The 17,073-nt window shown below is 61.2% G+C and carries 14 protein-coding genes; 2 read left to right on the top strand and 12 right to left on the bottom strand.

Going from position 1 to position 17,073, the window contains the following annotated elements:
• The first annotated feature begins 38 nt into the window (after positions 1-38).
• Positions 39-1,064, top strand: a complete 1,026-nt coding sequence (locus HX783_RS15015; protein WP_177017368.1) for an extracellular solute-binding protein — start codon at positions 39-41, stop codon at positions 1,062-1,064.
• Positions 1,064-2,629, top strand: a complete 1,566-nt coding sequence (locus HX783_RS15010) for an iron ABC transporter permease (RefSeq protein ID WP_177017367.1) — start codon at positions 1,064-1,066, stop codon at positions 2,627-2,629. Before HX783_RS15015 ends, HX783_RS15010 begins: the two co-directional genes overlap by 1 nt.
• Positions 2,630-2,722: 93 nt before the next feature.
• Here HX783_RS15010 and HX783_RS15005 read toward each other — a convergent pair whose 3' ends face one another.
• The 12 genes from HX783_RS15005 to HX783_RS14950 form a co-directional block, all read right to left on the bottom strand.
• Positions 2,723-4,657: a methyl-accepting chemotaxis protein gene (locus tag HX783_RS15005; RefSeq protein ID WP_177017366.1), complete on the bottom strand. Its 1,935-nt coding sequence runs from the start codon at positions 4,655-4,657 to the stop codon at positions 2,723-2,725.
• Between the two features lie 139 nt (positions 4,658-4,796).
• On the bottom strand, positions 4,797-6,086 hold the full coding sequence (locus tag HX783_RS15000) for an adenylosuccinate synthase (protein WP_159953886.1): 1,290 nt from the start codon (positions 6,084-6,086) through the stop codon (positions 4,797-4,799).
• 54 nt (positions 6,087-6,140) lie between these two features.
• A complete protein-coding gene (locus tag HX783_RS14995; protein ID WP_159953885.1) occupies positions 6,141-7,328 on the bottom strand; it encodes an ATP phosphoribosyltransferase regulatory subunit in 1,188 nt (395 codons plus the stop codon).
• A gap of 294 nt (positions 7,329-7,622) precedes the next feature.
• Complete coding sequence (gene hflC / locus HX783_RS14990; RefSeq protein ID WP_017138460.1) at positions 7,623-8,489, bottom strand: protease modulator HflC; 867 nt, start codon at positions 8,487-8,489, stop codon at positions 7,623-7,625.
• Complete coding sequence (hflK, locus tag HX783_RS14985; RefSeq protein ID WP_106577626.1) at positions 8,489-9,664, bottom strand: FtsH protease activity modulator HflK; 1,176 nt, start codon at positions 9,662-9,664, stop codon at positions 8,489-8,491. Before hflK ends, hflC begins: the two co-directional genes overlap by 1 nt.
• Positions 9,665-9,760: 96 nt before the next feature.
• Positions 9,761-11,062, bottom strand: coding sequence for a ribosome rescue GTPase HflX (hflX, locus tag HX783_RS14980; RefSeq protein WP_106577625.1), 1,302 nt, complete (start codon positions 11,060-11,062; stop codon positions 9,761-9,763).
• Between the two features lie 12 nt (positions 11,063-11,074).
• The gene (gene hfq, locus HX783_RS14975) at positions 11,075-11,335 is read right to left on the bottom strand and encodes an RNA chaperone Hfq (RefSeq protein WP_159953882.1); all 261 of its coding nucleotides are present in this window, start codon (positions 11,333-11,335) and stop codon (positions 11,075-11,077) included.
• Between the two features lie 93 nt (positions 11,336-11,428).
• Complete coding sequence (gene miaA, locus HX783_RS14970) at positions 11,429-12,400, bottom strand: tRNA (adenosine(37)-N6)-dimethylallyltransferase MiaA (RefSeq protein ID WP_177017365.1); 972 nt, start codon at positions 12,398-12,400, stop codon at positions 11,429-11,431.
• Positions 12,400-14,316, bottom strand: a complete 1,917-nt coding sequence (mutL, locus tag HX783_RS14965; RefSeq protein ID WP_371317681.1) for a DNA mismatch repair endonuclease MutL — start codon at positions 14,314-14,316, stop codon at positions 12,400-12,402. The genes miaA and mutL overlap by 1 nt, the downstream gene beginning before the upstream one ends.
• The gene (locus HX783_RS14960; protein ID WP_159953879.1) at positions 14,316-15,737 is read right to left on the bottom strand and encodes an N-acetylmuramoyl-L-alanine amidase; all 1,422 of its coding nucleotides are present in this window, start codon (positions 15,735-15,737) and stop codon (positions 14,316-14,318) included. Before HX783_RS14960 ends, mutL begins: the two co-directional genes overlap by 1 nt.
• A gap of 15 nt (positions 15,738-15,752) precedes the next feature.
• A complete protein-coding gene (gene tsaE / locus HX783_RS14955) occupies positions 15,753-16,223 on the bottom strand; it encodes a tRNA (adenosine(37)-N6)-threonylcarbamoyltransferase complex ATPase subunit type 1 TsaE (RefSeq protein ID WP_159953878.1) in 471 nt (156 codons plus the stop codon).
• Entirely contained in the window at positions 16,211-17,071 is an 861-nt protein-coding gene (locus tag HX783_RS14950) for an NAD(P)H-hydrate dehydratase (RefSeq protein ID WP_177017364.1), read from the bottom strand. Before HX783_RS14950 ends, tsaE begins: the two co-directional genes overlap by 13 nt.
• Between the last annotated feature and the right edge of the window lie 2 nt (positions 17,072-17,073).

Raw genomic sequence — 17,073 nt, 5'->3', positions numbered from 1 at the left:
TGTAAGGATTTGTTGCACTCAAGTGAGGAAAACCCCGGATGATGATCCGCGATACCCGTCTCAAGACATCCCTTCTGCGTGGCCTGACCATCACTCTGCTCGGCCTGACCCTGCTCTCGCCCGCCGCCTATTCCGCCGACAAGGTCTCACTGACCCTGTACAACGGCCAACACAAAGAAGTCGGCGATGAACTCGCCAAAGCCTTCGAAGCCAAGACCGGCATTCACGTCAACGTGCGCAAAGGCAGCAGCAACCAGCTGGCCAGCCAGGTCGTCGAAGAAGGCGACCGCTCCCCCGCCGACGTGATCTACACCGAAGAATCGCCGCCGCTGAACAAACTCGGCGAACAAGGCCTGCTCGCCAAGATCGACGCCAGCACCCTCGACGTATTGCCCAAAGACTATGTCGGCAGCAACGGCGACTGGATGGGCGTGACCGCACGCACCCGCGTCGTGGCATTCAACCCGAAGCTGATCGCTGAAAAAGACCTGCCCAAATCGGTGCTGGATTTCGCCGGCCCCGAGTGGCAAGGCAAAGTCGGCTTCGTACCCACCAGCGGCGCATTCCAGGAACAAGCCGTGGCGATCATCAAGCTGCACGGTCGCGAAGCCGCTGAAGAATGGCTGACCGGCCTGCGCGCTTTCGGCAAGGTCTACAGCAACAACATGGTTGCGCTCAAAGCCGTGGAAAACGGCGAAGTCGCCACGGTGCTGGTGAACAACTACTACTGGTTTGCCCTGAAGAAAGAAAAAACCAACCTGGATTCGCAACTGCATTACTTCACCAATGGTGATGCCGGCGGCCTGATCACCGTGTCGTCCGCTGCCGCGCTGAAATCCAGCAAGCACCCTAAAGAAGCCCAGCAGTTACTGGCCTTTATGGCCAGCGAAGAAGGCCAGCGCGTGATCACCAACACCTCGGCCGAATACCCGCTGCGCAAGGGCATGGAATCGAGCCGCGGCCTCAAGCCTTTCAGCGAGCTGCAACCGCCGAAAGTCACGCCTGCGGACCTTGGCAATGCCGAAGAAGCCCTGGACCTGGAACGTGACGTTGGCTTGAACTGATGAACCCATCGCTCCCCGCCCCCGCCTTGCGCGGGGGTTTCAGCCCGCGTCGCAAGCGCCCCTCGATCTGGCTGCTGATCCCCGTACTGTTCCTGGTCTGCTTGAGCCTGCTGCCCTTGGTGTATGTCGGGACCAAAGCCTGGCAAGCGGGCTGGGCGGAAGCGGTGCATCTGCTGTGGCGGCCTTATGTGTTCGGGCTGCTGCGCAACACCCTGGCGCTGATGATTGGCGTGACGGTGGCTTGTGGCGTGATCGGCCTGTCCCTGGCCTGGCTGCTGGAACGCAGCAACCTGCCGGGGCGACGCATTTGGGGCGTGATCCTGTGCCTGCCGTTTGCGGTGCCGGCGTTTGTCAGCAGTTTTACCTGGGTGTCGCTGAGCGCCAACTTCGAAGGGCTGGGCGGGGCGATCCTGGTGATGACCCTGTCCAAGTACCCGCTGGTGTTTCTGCCGGTGGCGGCGACGCTGCGCAATCTTGACCCGTCCCTGGAAGAATCGGCCCGCACCTTGGGGCTGAATCGCTGGGGCGTATTTTTTCGCATCACACTGCCCTTGCTGTGGCCTTCATTACTGGCCGGGGCGCTGCTGATTGCTCTGCATATGCTGGTGGAATTCGGCGCGTTGTCGATCATCGGCCTGCAAACCTTTACTACCGCGATTTACCAGCAATTCGAATTGGAATTCAGCAATGCCAACGCCGCCATGCTCTCGGCGGTATTGCTGGTGATGTGCCTGACGCTGCTGTGGCTTGAGCTGCGCGTACGCGGCAAGGGCCGGCACGTGCGCATTGGCCAAGGCGCGGCGCGGCATGCTGAACAGGTCAAGCTGGGCAAGTGGGCGCCACTGGGCCAAGTGTGTTGCCTGGCGCTGGCGATCATTGGCAGCGGCATTCCGCTGGGGATGCTCGGGTATTGGCTGGCGGTGGGTTCGTCGGCGGCCTTTCCCGTGGCAGAGATCGGTGAGGCACTGCTGTCTTCACTGGCTCTGTCGCTGGGTGGCGCAGCCCTTTGCCTGGTGTTGGCCCTGCCTGTGGGGCTTCTGGTGGTGCGCTACAAAGGCCAACTGGCGATCTGGGCCGAGCGCCTACCGTACCTGCTGCATGCTCTGCCCGGCCTGGTGATCGCACTGACGCTGGTGTATTTCGCCCTGCATTACGTGCCGGCGCTTTACCAGACGTCCGCGCTGCTTTTGATCGCCTATGCGCTGCTGTTCCTGCCACTGGCGCAGGCGCCGATTCGTACGGCCCTGAACAAGGCTGCACCGCAGCTGGAAGAGGCTGCGCGCACACTGGGCGCGTCGTCGTTCAGCGCGTTTTGCCGGGTGACCTTGCCGATTATTTTCCCGGCATTGGGCGCGGCGTTTGCGCTGGTGTTTCTGGATGCGATGAAGGAATTGACGGCGACATTGCTGCTCAGTCCGACGGGGCTGAACACCCTGGCCACCGCCGTGTGGGCGCATACCTCGAATGTGGAGTTTGCGGCGGCAGCGCCGTATGCGGCGCTGCTGATTCTGGTGTCGGGTTTGCCGGTGTATTTGCTCACGACTCGGATGTATCTGAGCCGCTGAAATAGCTTTCGCGAGCAAGCCCGCTCCCACATTTTGAAATGCATTCCAAATGTGGGAGCGGGCTTGCTCGCGAAGGCATCGGCACAGCCAACACTAAGCCCGAAACTGCCCCAAACTCGCCTTAAGCTGCGCCGCCAACCCATCCAAGACCTTGCCACTCGCCGTGGTCTCCACCACCGCCTGCGCCGCACGCTCAGCCTGGGCATGAATCACCTCGACCCGGCCACGCACCGCATGCGCGCCTTGCGCCTGGTGCTCAGCCGCACGCGTCGCCAAGCCAATCGCTGCATGCACCTGCTCCACCGAAGCCTGCACCGTCTGCTGCAGGCGCACACTGTCGCGCAGCACCAGCAAGCCTTCGTTGGCTTGCCGCCCAGCTTTGCTGATGGTTTCCACCGCCTCACGCGCGCCCTGCTGCAACGCCACGATATGCGCCTGGATATCACCCGTGGAGCTTTGGGTTTTACTCGCCAGCGCACGCACTTCGTCAGCCACCACCGCAAAACCACGCCCGGTCTCACCGGCCCGCGCAGCTTCGATGGCCGCGTTCAGCGCCAACAGATTGGTCTGCTCGGCGATGCCATGAATCACCGTCAGCACCACTTCAATTTGCTCGCTTTGCTGGGCCAGGCGCTCAATGACCTGGGAGCCGGCCTGAACCTGCCCAGCCAAGGCCTCGATCAAGCTGCCGACCTCCGCCGAGGTGCGCGAGTTTTCATCCGTGGCCTGGCGAATATCCACCACCTGCTGCAACGCTGCCTGCATCGCATGGCTTTCGGCCTGAGCCTCATCGGCCATTTGCGACAGCGCGCGCAGGCTCTCGGCCACTTCATCGCGCTGCAAACCGGCGGCCTTGTCAGCGCCGGCATTGCGCAAGGTCATGGCACCGATTTCCACGCCCGTGCGCTGGGCCACATCACCGGCCTCACGCACGATGGGCTGCAACTTATCCACAAAGCGATTGACCGCCGAGGCCATGTCGCCGATCTCGTCCTTACTGCTGATTTGCACGCGCTTGGTGAGGTCGCCCTCGCCCGCCGCCAGGTCATCCATGGCCGCGATCAACAGCTTCAGGCGATTGACCACACGCCGGCCCAGCACGATGGCGATCAGCAGTAATACACCGAACCCGACAATCGCCAGCCCCATGCCGATGCGCCAGCGCAAGGTGCCTGCAGCCTCCTGCACGGCGCTGGTGGTATTGGCGGTCATCTGCGTGGCGGTGGCTTGTGCAGACTGCAGGCGCGCGCCCATGGCCGCTGCGCTGTCGGCAGCCGCGCCCTTGAGGCTGTCACCCACCAGCTGATCACTGCTGGCAATCAGCGCTGCAAACCGCTTGTCCAGCGCCGCCAGGTCTGTCTCGACCGCCGTGGTCGAAACCCCCATGCGGACTTTGCCGATCTCTACGCCGTTAGGGCTGATGGAGGCTTCGACGTAAAACACGGAAGGATCATTTTTCGCCGCATCCAAGACTTTATCCAGGGCTCGGTCGCCCCGACCTTTGGCCAGCAATGCCTGGTTGATCGGGTTGTCACGGTTCAGATAGCGGGTCAGATGCTCCCCGGCGGCATCGTCGTAGACCACGAACAACACGTTGGGATTGCGCTGGGCACGCCGGGCGAATTCCGACAACGTCGGCACGTCGCTGTCCCACATGGCGCGCGGCGCCACCGAGGCTAGCAATTGCGCCATGTCGTTGGCGGAGTCTTGCAGGTCTTTTTCCAGCGTCGCACGCAGTTGCTTCTGCTCGTCCTTCAGACGCGTGGAGAGCCCTGTGGTCAGACGTTGGCGCGTGCTGGAAGACAAGCTGTCCAGACTGGAGGTGACTTCCTTGCCGGCTTGCGCCAGCTCACCGGAAAGTTTCTGGCTGTCGACGCCCAGGCGGTTGCCCAAATCAGCTTCCAATGCAGTCACCGTGCTTCGCGTCAGGGCGACGGCCACCAGCACTTGCACCAAAAGAGCGATACCTAGGGTAACGAACACCGGCCGCAACAGTCGGCTTTGTAACAATGAGAGAACGGCAGACACTGGGAATCCCTCCACCACGGGTGCCATTAATTTGATAGCACCGCGAAAGAAAGAACCTTAGCAAGGGTCGTGCCGTTTGCCAGCCAGATACGACAAAGGGCTCCCGAAGGAGCCCTTTGCTTTTTACATCAACAGCTTATTAAGCGAACGGGTGACGCAGAACGATGGTCTCGTTGCGGTCCGGGCCTGTCGAAATAATGTCGATTGGCGCGCCGATCAGCTCTTCAACGCGCTTGATGTAAGCACGCGCATTGGCAGGCAGCTCTTCCAGGGTTTTGGCGCCCACGGTCGATTCGGTCCAGCCTGGCACTTCTTCATACACAGGCTGCAGGCCTACGTAGCTGTCAGCGTCGGTCGGGGCAACATCTTTACCGTCTGCATCTTTGTAGCCGATGCAGATGTTGATGGTTTCCAGACCGTCGAGCACGTCCAGCTTGGTCAGGCAGATGCCCGAGATGCTGTTCACATCGATAGCGCGACGCAGGATAACGGCGTCGAACCAGCCGCAACGACGAGCACGGCCGGTGGTAGCACCGAACTCGTGACCTTGTTTGGCCAGGTGTGCGCCCACGTCGTCGAACAGCTCAGTCGGGAACGGGCCCGAACCTACGCGAGTGGTGTAAGCCTTGGTGATGCCCAGGATGTAGTCCAGGAACATCGGGCCAACACCCGAACCAGTCGCCACGCCACCAGCGGTGGTGTTGGAGCTGGTCACGTACGGGTAGGTGCCGTGGTCGATGTCGAGCAACGAACCTTGGGCGCCTTCGAACATGATGTCTTTACCGGCGCGACGCAGGTCGTGCAGCTCAGCGGTCACGTCGAGCATCAGCGGCTTGAGCAGCTCAGCGTATTCCTTGCACTCGGCCAGGGTCTTTTCAAACTCGATGGCCGGCTCTTTGTAGTAACCGACCAGCATGAAGTTGTGGTAATCCACCAGTTCACGCAGCTTGTCTTCAAAGCGCGGCATGTTGAGCAGGTCGCCCACACGCAGGCCACGACGTGCAACCTTGTCTTCGTAGGCCGGGCCGATGCCGCGACCGGTCGTACCGATCTTCAGCTCGCCACGGGCCTTTTCACGGGCCTGGTCCAGCGCAACGTGGAAGGACAGGATCAGCGGGCAGGACGGGCTGATACGCAGGCGCTCACGCACCGGTACGCCTTTCTCTTCCAGCTTGGTGATCTCACGCAGCAGGGCGTCAGGTGCAACCACCACGCCGTTGCCGATCAGGCACTGCACGCCTTCGCGCAGTACGCCCGATGGGATCAGGTGCAAGACGGTTTTTTCGCCATCGATGACCAGGGTGTGGCCAGCGTTGTGGCCACCTTGGTAGCGCACTACGGCGGCAGCATGTTCGGTCAGCAGATCAACGATCTTGCCTTTGCCCTCATCACCCCATTGGGTGCCCAGGACTACGACATTCTTACCCATAACACTTGTCCTCATTCGCGCAAACTTGGTGCCGGCGATGGCCGGCAGGAAAACTCAAGAAGCCAGTGGCGATACTTGCCAAAGCCCGTTCTGCAGAATCAATTGCCGGTCGCAGTCCGCATCACGGGCGGCGGCCAATGGCTGGCCAGGCAACGCCTGGACAACACGCTGACCCTCACTGCGCAACTGGCAAACCTGCTGCCAGAGTGCTGCGTCCGTACTGTCGGGCATCCAGATGCCACCAGACGGCAGCTCGACCTCAGCACGCCCCAGGGTCACCAGGGTTTTCAAATCGGTGGAAAAGCCGGTCGCCGGACGCGCGCGACCGAAGTCAGCGCCGATATCGTCATAACGACCGCCTTGAGCGATGGCCTGGCCAACACCCGGTACAAACACCGCGAACACCACACCGGTGTGGTAGTGGTAGCCGCGCAATTCACCCAGATCGAAATACAGCGGCAACTCCGGGAACCGCGCCGACAAACGCTCGGCAATCGCCAATACGTCATCCAGCGCGGCCAAAACTGGCGCCGGCGCATTGGCCAGACGCTCACGTGCAGCCACCAGCACTTCACGGCCGCCGCACAGGTTCACCAGTGCGCGCAGCATGTCAGCCAGATCGGCAGGCACGCCAGCGGTCAGGGCGATGACTTCATCGATGGCCTTGCGCTGCAGGGCATCGAACAATTGTTGCTCCACTTCACCGGACAAACCGGCCGCACGGGCCAGGCCACGGTAGATGCCCACATGGCCCAGGTCCATGTGCACATCCGGCACATCCGCCAGTTGCAGCATGGCCAGCATCAAGCTGATCACTTCTACGTCGCTGCTCGGACTGGCATCACCGTACAACTCGGCGCCCAACTGGATCGGGCTACGCGAAGACGACAAGGCTCGCGGCTGAGCATGCAGCACGCTGCCGGCGTAGCACAGACGGCTCGGACCTTCGCGACGCAGGGTGTGCGCATCGATACGCGCCACTTGCGGCGTGATGTCGGCACGAAAGCCCATTTGCCGGCCCGATTGCGGGTCGATGACCTTGAAGGTGCGCAGATCCAGGTCCTGGCCCGCGCCGGTCAGCAGGGATTCCAGGTACTCGATATGCGGGGTCACGACAAACTCGTAACCCCAGCTCTGGAACAGATCCAACACCTGGCGACGCGCTACTTCAATGCGCGCAGCTTCTGGTGGCAGTACTTCTTCGATGCCATCTGGCAGCAGCCAGCGGTCTACCGTTGCCATTACGCCATTCCCCTATGATCCGGGCGACCAGCCTTCGGCCGAGCCCTGAGTGAAGCAGAAAATGCCCGGCCCCTGCATAAACAACGCGCAAGAACGACGTGACGAAATGGCCTGCTAGCGGCCTCGTCGGGCACTTTCCTCGAAAAACCTGTCACGCCTGCCGAATCAAACATGCAGACGCAAAAAAGCCGGGAATTTCCCGGCTGCCGCATCATACACCCGTTTTCTGAAAGGATCACCCCGCCAGGCATTTTAGCCGCCCGACGGAGTGGGCCCTACAGAATCACCGGCTGGTTACTTGGACTTTTCCAGGTAGCGGAAGAAGTCGCTGCTTGGGTCCAGCACCATGACGTCGGTTTTGTTCGCGAAGCTTTCACGGTAGGCACGCAGGCTACGGTAGAACGCGTAGAACTCCTGGTCCTGGCCGTAAGCCTTGGCGTAGATCGCCGCGGCTTGAGCGTCGCCATCACCACGGGCCTCTTCAGACTCGCGATAGGCTTCTGCCAGCAGTACACGGCGCTGACGGTCGGCATCCGCACGGATACCTTCAGCCAACTCGTTACCCTTGGCGCGGTGCTCACGGGCTTCACGCTCACGCTCGGTGCTCATACGCTCAAACACGCTGCGGTTCACTTCCTTGGGCAGGTCGATCGCCTTGACCCGGACATCGACAACTTCGATGCCCAGCTCTTTTTCAGCCATGGTGTTCAACGAACGCGTGATATCCGCCATCAGCGCATCACGCTCACCGGATACCACCTCGTGCAGGGTGCGTTTACCAAACTGGTCACGCAGGCCCGATTCCAGACGGCGCGACAAACGCTCGTCGGCAATCTGCTTGAGGCCGGAAGTCGCAGTGTAGAAGCGCTCGGCATCCTTGACGCGCCACTTGGCGTAGGCGTCAACCATCACGGCTTTCTTTTCCAGGGTCAGGAAGCGCTGTGTCGGTGCATCCAGGGTCATCAGGCGGCCATCGAACTTGCGCACCTGGTTCACGTAGGGGACTTTCACATGCAGGCCCGGCTGGACATCCGCCTGGACCACACGACCGAATTGCAGCAACACCGCGCGCTCGGTCTGAGACACGATGTAGAAGCAGTTCCAGGCAGCGATGACCACGACGACGCCCACAATCAGGGCGGTCAGCGATTTATTGCTCATCAACGACTCTCCCTGGTACGTGTTTGCTGTTGCAGCAAGTCAGCTGCCGCACGGGCGCTCGCTTCGTTGGCAGCAGCGGTCGAACCGGTGGCCGGCGCGCTGGTGCTGCTACGACCACCTTCGATCATCTTGTCCAGCGGCAGGTACAGCAGGTTGTTCTGCCCACCTTTGCTGCCGGTCACGAGAACCTTGCTGGTGTTGCTGAAGACTTCCTGCATGGTGTCCAGGTACAGACGCTCACGCGTGACTTCCGGAGCCTTGCGGTACTCGGCGACCAGCTTGGTAAAGCGATCAGCCTCACCCTTGGCGCGGGAGACCACTTCGTCGCGGTAACCGTTGGCATCCTCAAGGATACGCTGCGCCTGACCACGGGCTTCCGGCACGACACCGTTGGCGTAGGTTTCAGCCTGGTTGCGCGAACGCTGCTCGTCTTCACGGGCGCGGATCACGTCGTCAAAGGCTTCCTGCACTTCGCGCGGTGCGGCTGCGCTCTGTACGTTCACCTGGGTGACGGTGATACCGGTGCGATACGTATCGAGGAACCGTTGCAGGCGCTCCTTGATCTCGCTGGCCATCAATTCACGACCTTCGGTCAGCACCTGGTCCATGGCGGTGGAACCCACCACGTGGCGCAGGGCGCTTTCGGTTGCGTGTTGCAGGCTAATCTCTGGCTGATCAACGTTCAGCACGAAATCCTGCAGGTTGCTGATCTTGTACTGCACGGTCAGCGGCACTTCGACGATGTTCTCGTCTTCGGTCAGCATCTGGCCCTGCTTGGTGTAGGCACGCTCACGCGTGACGTTCTCCATGTACTTCTTGTCGATCGGGGGGAAGTAGATGTTCAGGCCCGGGCCGACAGTCTCGTAGTACTTGCCGAAGCGCAGCACTACGGCTTGCTCCTGCTCGTCGACTACGTAAACCGCGCTGTACAGCCACACGGCTGCGAGCACGACAAGACCCAGGCCCAGCAGGCCATAGCCACCGCCCTTGCTTGTGCGACCGCCGTCGTCACCACCACGTTTTTTCCCACCACCGAACAACCCATTCAGGCTTTCCTGCAGCTTTCGGAAGGCCTCGTCGAGATCTGGTGGCCCCTTGCGGTCGCCATTATTGCGGCGTTTACCACCCCAAGGATCCTGATTATTCGAGTTGCCACCCGGCTCATTCCAAGCCATAGCGCTCTCCATCTGATAAAGCAAAGACGCACCCACGGCGCGCCGACCAATGCTACAGAATGCCTGCTGCTGCGGCACAACCGCTTTAGAAGGCTTTTATTGCAAAGTGTGTTGTTCGATGAACTCCGTCGGCACAACGCCTTCACGGCTGACCAGCCGATTCAGCTCCGAGCGCGGCAATCGAACGGCCAGCAAGCTGACACCCTCTTCGTCGTATTCTTCTTTCTGTACCGCGCCCAACTCGAAAAACTGTGCACGCAGTCGAGCAAAACGCTGAGGCAAGCGCAAGGTGCCGACAAACAAATCGCTGCCCAACAGCTCGGCAATGGCTTGTTCAAGCAATTCCAAACCACTGCCGTCACGTGCCGACAGCCAGACCCGCTGGGGCTTGCCGTCTTCGTCGCGCTGGATTTGTGGCTCAACGCCTTCAAGCAAATCGAGTTTGTTATAGACCTCGAGGATCGGCAAGTCCTGTGCACCAATCTCGCCCAGTACCACCATCACCTGTTCAATCTGCAGCATGCGATCCGGTTCGGCCGCATCGATCACGTGCAACAGCAGGTCGGAATTGCTCGACTCTTCGAGCGTAGACCGAAACGCCTCGACCAGCTTGTGGGGCAGGTGACGAATGAAACCCACGGTATCAGCCAGGACAATCGGCCCCAGGTCGTCCAGTTCCAGACGGCGCAAGGTCGGGTCGAGGGTAGCGAACAGTTGGTCGGCCGCGTAAACGTCCGATTTCGTCACGTTATTGAACAGTGTGGATTTGCCGGCGTTGGTATAGCCCACCAGGGAAACGGTAGGGATATCCGCACGCATACGGCCACGGCGCGATTGTTCGCGCTGGCTGCGTACTTTTTCCAGGCGGCCCTTGATCTGGCGCAGGCGAACCCGCAGCAGACGGCGGTCGGTTTCGAGCTGGGTTTCACCCGGCCCGCGCATGCCGATACCGCCACCCTGACGCTCAAGGTGAGTCCAGCCGCGAACCAGCCGGGTGCTCATGTGGTCAAGCTGGGCCAGTTCTACCTGGAGCTTGCCTTCATGGGTACGGGCGCGTTGGGCGAAAATATCGAGAATCAGACCGGTGCGGTCGATCACGCGACACTCGAAAACACGTTCGAGGTTACGTTCCTGACTGGGCGTGAGGGTGTGATTGAAGATCACCAGATCGGCTTCTTCAGCGTGGACCAGGTCGCGCAGTTCCTCGACCTTGCCGCTGCCAATCAGGAATTTGGCGGTTGGCCGATGACGCGGCACGTTAAAAAACGCAACGGTCTCGGCGCCGGCCGAATTTGCCAACTCCTGAAACTCCTGCGGATCTTCGCGCGCCTCAGGGTCCTGTCCATCCAAGTGAACGAGGATTACTCGCTCACCACCACCGTGGCGCTCAAAGAACAAAGGAGACTCCTATCAGGCGTTACCTGGCTCAGCGTCACCGGCTTCGTCACCTGCTGCGCTAGGCAGACGGATAGGACGAACTGGAACGACTGTCGAGATAGCGTGCTTGTAAACCATCTGGCTGACGGTGTTTTTCAGCAGGATCACGAACTGGTCGAACGACTCGATCGTGCCTTGCAGCTTGATCCCGTTGACCAGGTAGATGGAAACCCCCACTTTCTCTTTACGTAAAGTATTCAAGTAAGGGTCTTGTAGCGAATGCCCTTTTGACATGTGCCGCACTCCTTTAAGGATCAATAATAAAATTCGGAAAATAGATAGCTTATGGCCGTCACACCCCCAAGGATAGACGGCAATTGCAAGGACTCAGCTCAATATGGAGACCGATCCCAAGTATTTCAAGGCGCGTGACAGATTGTCGCTGTCCAGGCTGTCCAGCCAGTGCAAATCGCTCCAGCTGCGCAACCAGGTGAACTGGCGTTTCGCCAATTGGCGCGTGGCAATTATGCCGCGCTCCTGCATTTCGGCTGACGTCAGCTTGCCATCCAGATGATCCCAGACTTGGCGGTAGCCAACAGCACGTATCGACGGCAACCCAGCATGCAGGTCACCTCGGGAACGCAGTGCTACGACCTCGTCCACAAACCCCTGTTCCAACATAATTGTGAATCTTTGTGCAATTCGTTCATGCAACACCTGGCGATTTGCCGGAGCAATGGCCAGATTCGCCACAGTATAGGGTAATACTGCCTGCCCAGATGCGCCTGCGTCAGCACTTTGCGCAGTTTGTTTCAGCCGATGTTCAGTCATGGTCTGGCCGCTGACCCGCCAAACTTCCAGCGCGCGAGTAAGGCGCTGCGGGTCATTGGGGTGAATACGCGCCGCCGACACCGGGTCAACCGCCGCCAACTGGTCGTGCAGGGCTTGCCAGCCAAGGCGTACAGCCTCTTCCTCAAGTTCGGCGCGCACCTGGGCGTCAGCCGGCGGCATATCCGCCAGGCCTTCCTGCAAAGCCTTGTAATAGAGCATGGTGCCGCCCACCAGCAGCGGAATATTGCCCCGCGCGGTGATTTCGGCCATGGCCGCCAGTGCATCAGTGCGGAAATCCGCGGCGGAATAGCTCTCGGCCGGGTCGATGATGTCGATCAGCTTATGCGGATACTCGGCCAGCAGGGCTTTGGAAGGCTTGGCCGTACCGATGTCCATGTCCCGGTAAACCAGGGCAGAGTCGACACTGATCAGCTCGCACGGCAACACCTTGGTCAGCTCGATAGCCAGGTCGGTCTTGCCGGCGGCCGTGGGGCCCATCAGGAAGATCGCGGGGGGCAAGGCGCTCATCAACGGCCGCGCAAGAACAGTTTGTCCAGATCGTCCAGGCCCATTTGGGTCCAGGTCGGTCGGCCATGGTTGCATTGCCCACTGCGCTCGGTGTTTTCCATATCACGCAGCAAACCGTTCATTTCCGGCAAGGCCAGGCGGCGGTTGGCGCGGATCGCACCGTGGCAGGCCATGGTGCCGAGCAGTTCATTGATATGGGCCTGGATGCGGTCACTGGTGCCGTATTCCATCAGGTCCGCCAGCACGTCGGCGACCAGACGGTTGGCTTCGGCCTGCTTGAGCAGCGCGGGAATCTGGCGGATTGCCAGGGTTTCCGGGCCCAGGCGCTGCAATTCGAAGCCGAGTTTCTGGAACACGCTGTGGTGTTCTTCTGCGCAATCGGCTTCACGCTGGCTGACGGCCAGGGATTCAGGCACCAGTAACGGCTGACCGCTGAGGCCTTCGCTGGCCATGGCGATCTTCAGGCGCTCGTACATGATCCGCTCATGGGCGGCATGCATGTCCACCAGCACCAGGCCGTGGGCGTTTTCCGCAAGAATGTAGATGCCCTTGAGCTGCGCCAGCGCATAACCCAGTGGCGGGATATCACCGCCGCCTTCCGGCAACGCGACAGTACTCGGCTCGGCACCCGGCAGCGGCGCAAAAAATTCGCGATAGGCCGCTTGGGCTTCTGCCACCGGCACTGCCGATTGCGGGCGCGGCGTGTATTGATACTGATAGCCCGCACCAGAACCGGAGCCCGCCGGCGTCGTATAGCTCGGCTGCGACTGTGGCGACTGCAGCAGGTTGGCTGCCAGGCTCATTTCGCCCTGCGGGCCAAATTCACCAGCCTGCGGGCCACTCGGCCGCACCACCGCCGTGACGATCGGCGCAGACAGCTGATCATCCGGGCGCACATCGCCCAAGGCGCGGTGCAGCGTGCCGTAAAGGAAGTCATGCACCATGCGCCCGTCACGGAAGCGCACTTCGTGTTTGGTCGGGTGCACGTTGACGTCGACCACCGAAGGGTCGACTTCAAAAAACAGTACAAACGTAGGATGCCGCCCGTTGAACAGCACGTCGCGGTAGGCCTGGCGCACCGCGTGGGCCACCAGCTTGTCGCGTACCGCACGGCCATTCACGAAGAAATACTGCAAGTCTGCCTGGCTACGCGAGAAGGTCGGCAAGCCCACCCAACCCCAGAGCCGCAAGCCATTGCGCTCGATTTCAATCGGCAGCGCCTGCTCCAGGAAGCCCGCGCCGCAAATTGCCGACACACGCCGCGCGCGCGCTGCGTCATCATGGGCTTCGTGCAGGCTGAGGATGGTCTTGCCGTTGTGGCGCAGGTGAAACGCGACGTCGAAACGCGCCAAAGCCAAGCGCTTGATGACTTCTTGCAGGTGATCGAATTCGGTTTTTTCAGCTTTGAGGAATTTGCGCCGCGCCGGGGTGTTGAAGAACAAGTCGCGCACTTCCACCGAGGTGCCCACCGGGTGCGCCGCCGGCTGCACGCGGGGCGCCATGTCGCGGCCTTCGGTTTCCACCTGCCAGGCCTGCTCGGCGCTGCGGGTGCGCGAGGTCAGGGTCAGGCGTGCCACCGAGCTGATCGACGCCAGGGCTTCACCACGAAAACCCAGGCTCATCACCCGCTCAAGGTCTTCGAGGTCGCGAATCTTGCTGGTGGCGTGACGCGCCAGGGCCAGCGGCAGATCATCAGACGAGATACCGCTGCCGTCGTCGCGCACCCGCAGCAGCTTGACGCCGCCCTGTTCCACGTCCACATCAATGCGCTTGGCGCCGGAGTCGATGCTGTTTTCCAGCAGCTCCTTGATCACCGACGCCGGGCGCTCAACCACCTCGCCCGCGGCAATCTGGTTGGCCAGGCGCGGGCTGAGCAGCTCGATGCGCGAACCGCTGTTCAAGACTGACTCGCTCATTATTGCGCCGCCAATTCGGTGCCAGGGATGGTCAACACCTGGCCGACTTTCAACTCATCGGTTTTCAGGTTATTGGCGCTGCGCAAGGTAGCGGCCGAGACCTGGAAACGCACGGCCAGCATGGCCAGGGTGTCGCCGGGCTGCACGCGATGGTCACGCGGGCCCTGGGCGATTTTCCCGGAGTCACGCAGCCAGGCAATGTAGGTGCCCGGTGGCGGGTTCTGCTGGAAGAACTGGCGAATGCCCGCGCTGATCGAACGCGCCAGCGCCTGCTGGTGGCTGGCACTGGCCAGCTTCGAGGCCTCGTTGGAGTTGGAGATAAACCCGGTTTCCACCAGGATCGATGGAATGTCCGGCGACTTCAGCACCATGAACCCGGCCTGTTCCACGCGCTGCTTGTGCAAGGACGTGACGCGACCGATGTTGCTCAGGACTTTCTGGCCGACGTTCAAGCTGGAAGTCAGCGAAGCGGTCATCGACAGGTCGAGCAGTACACCGGCGAGCATTTTGTCTTTGTCGTCGAGGGATACGTTGCCGGCCCCGCCGATCAAGTCGGAACGGTTTTCACTGTCGGCCAGCCAACGCGCAGTCTCGGACGTGGCACCGCGATCCGACAGCGCAAACACCGAGGCACCGAAGGCCGCGGCCGAGGGTGCGGCGTCGGCGTGGATCGACACGAACAGGTCGGCGCCCTTCTTGCGCGCGATTTCGGTACGCCCGCGCAACGGGATGAAGTAGTCGCCGGTACGCGTCAGCTCGGCGCGATAGCCTTTCATGCCATTGACCTGACGCTGCAGTTCACGAGCGATGGCCAATACCACGTCTTTTTCATGCTGGCCGCGCGAGCCGGAGGCGCCCGGGTCTTCACCGCCGTGACCGGCGTCGATCACCACGATAATGTCACGCTTGCCCGCCGGCGCTGGCGGCGGCGGTGGCAGCTTGACCTGCGGCTGCGACGGGTTGACCGGCACGGCGGGCACCGTCGCCACGCTCGGGGTTGGCGCAGGCGGCGGCGCGGCATCGGCGGCATTATCGAACAGGTCGACCACCAATCGGTTGCCGTATTGGGCGTTAGGTGCCAGCACAAAGCTTTTCGGGGTCACGGCCTTTTTCAGGTCGATGACCACACGCAGGTCGGTCGGCGTGCGCTGGGCCGAGCGCATCGCGGTAATCGGCGTGTTGGCCGTGGAGACTTTCAGCGGCGCGGCCAGGGTCGCACCGTTGATGTCGATCACCAGGCGATCAGGCGCCGTCAGGGTAAAGACGCTGTGCTGGACCGGGCCAGACAGGTCGAACACCAGTCGCGTGTTATCCGGCGCTCGCCACAGGCGAACACTTTTCACCTGTGAAGCAGCCAGAGCATTGAAAGTCATTGCCGCAAGCAACACCCCTACGACAGCAACCATCGCGCGAAAGCGCATACCTAACCCCACCAATTATTTGAATTCCAATGCCAAAGCGGCGCACCACGACTGACCGCGCGCGCTTTGGGGCAACAACTTCAGCTGACGTCCAGATTCATGCGGCGTAATGGTAATGGTCAGGTCCGGCTTTGGCAAAAAGCCTGTGCCTTTATCTGGCCACTCGATCAGGCACAACGCGTCTTCGTCGAAGTAATCACGGATACCCATGTACTCCAGCTCTTCGGGGTCGACCAGGCGATAGAGGTCGAAGTGGAAAGCGCGCACCTCACCGATTTCATAAGGTTCGACCAGGGTAAACGTCGGGCTTTTTACCGCGCCCGTGTGGCCCAACCCGCGAATAATGCCGCGTGACAGCGTGGTCTTGCCCGCCCCCAGGTCGCCTTCGAGAAAAATCAGCCCAGCGCCCTTCGTCACCTGGGCGATGCGCTGACCGAGCGCAACCATCGCGTCTTCGTTGGCCAGAAAAAGGGTTACTTCAGACACGGTGACTGCTCCTCCAGCAATTGACGAATGGCAGGTATCAGGTCACTGGCAGCCAAACCGCGACCAAAGGTGCCTTGGCGATCCCCCGCCGTGGCGTGCAACCACACGGCCAGGCAGCTGGCCTCATAGGCTGGCATGCCTTGGGCCAGCAATGCACCGACTAGCCCGCTCAATACATCCCCCAGGCCCGCAGTGGCCATCGCCGGGTGGCCCTGGTCGCAGCGTGAAACCCGCCCGTCCGGGCTGGCAATCAAACTGCCAGCACCCTTTAGGATAGCCACTGCATTGAATTTCTGGCTCAACGCGCGCGCCACCTTAAGGCGATCGGCCTGAACCTCGGCTGTCGTGATGCCCATCAAGCGCGCGGCCTCGCCAGGGTGCGGGGTGATCACCGAGTGGGCCGGCAAGCTGACACTGCCAGTGGCCAGCTGATTCAAGGCGTCCGCATCCCAGACCTGCGGTTGCTTGGCGTTGGCGGCAACGGACAACAGGCTTTTACCCCAGGAAGCATCACCCAGGCCTGGGCCGATGACGATCACTGAGATTTTTTCCAGCAGCCCCATTAATTGGTTGGCCGAGCTCACGCCCACCGTCATGACTTCCGGCAAGCGCGCCAACGCGGCCGGCACGTGTTCAACACGGGTCGCCAGCGAGACCATGCCCGCGCCACTGCGCAGGGCACTTTCTGCGCTCAATAGCGCAGCACCGCCAAAGCCGCGGTCGCCGCCGATGACCAGCAAGTGGCCGAACTGGCCTTTATGGGCGTCCGGGGAACGTGCCGCCAGTTGCGGCAAATGGCCGTGCAATAAGGGTTGTACGTCGGTTATTGCGTGTTTTGTCTGCGGCATGC

Origin of the sequence: Pseudomonas sp. D2002 (assembly GCF_013385735.1) — a bacterium.
Classification (GTDB): Bacteria; Pseudomonadota; Gammaproteobacteria; order Pseudomonadales; family Pseudomonadaceae; genus Aquipseudomonas.
The sequence above is the reverse complement of the archived record's forward strand: the minus strand, read 5'-3'. Positions and strand labels throughout refer to the sequence as shown.

Excerpts from the sequence above, each read along its gene's own strand:
- hflC (WP_017138460.1), bottom strand. The coding sequence starts at position 8,489 with ATGAGCAATAAATCGCTGACCGCCCTGATTGTGGGCGTCGTCGTGGTC.
- HX783_RS15015 (WP_177017368.1), top strand. The coding sequence starts at position 39 with ATGATGATCCGCGATACCCGTCTCAAGACATCCCTTCTGCGTGGCCTG.
- HX783_RS14950 (WP_177017364.1), bottom strand. The coding sequence starts at position 17,071 with ATGCCGCAGACAAAACACGCAATAACCGACGTACAACCCTTATTGCAC.
- HX783_RS15000 (WP_159953886.1), bottom strand. The coding sequence starts at position 6,086 with ATGGGTAAGAATGTCGTAGTCCTGGGCACCCAATGGGGTGATGAGGGC.
- hfq (WP_159953882.1), bottom strand. The coding sequence starts at position 11,335 with ATGTCAAAAGGGCATTCGCTACAAGACCCTTACTTGAATACTTTACGT.
- mutL (WP_371317681.1), bottom strand. The coding sequence starts at position 14,316 with ATGAGCGAGTCAGTCTTGAACAGCGGTTCGCGCATCGAGCTGCTCAGC.
- miaA (WP_177017365.1), bottom strand. The coding sequence starts at position 12,400 with ATGAGCGCCTTGCCCCCCGCGATCTTCCTGATGGGCCCCACGGCCGCC.
- HX783_RS14995 (WP_159953885.1), bottom strand. The coding sequence starts at position 7,328 with ATGGCAACGGTAGACCGCTGGCTGCTGCCAGATGGCATCGAAGAAGTA.
- HX783_RS15010 (WP_177017367.1), top strand. The coding sequence starts at position 1,064 with ATGAACCCATCGCTCCCCGCCCCCGCCTTGCGCGGGGGTTTCAGCCCG.
- HX783_RS14960 (WP_159953879.1), bottom strand. The coding sequence starts at position 15,737 with ATGCGCTTTCGCGCGATGGTTGCTGTCGTAGGGGTGTTGCTTGCGGCA.
- hflK (WP_106577626.1), bottom strand. The coding sequence starts at position 9,664 with ATGGCTTGGAATGAGCCGGGTGGCAACTCGAATAATCAGGATCCTTGG.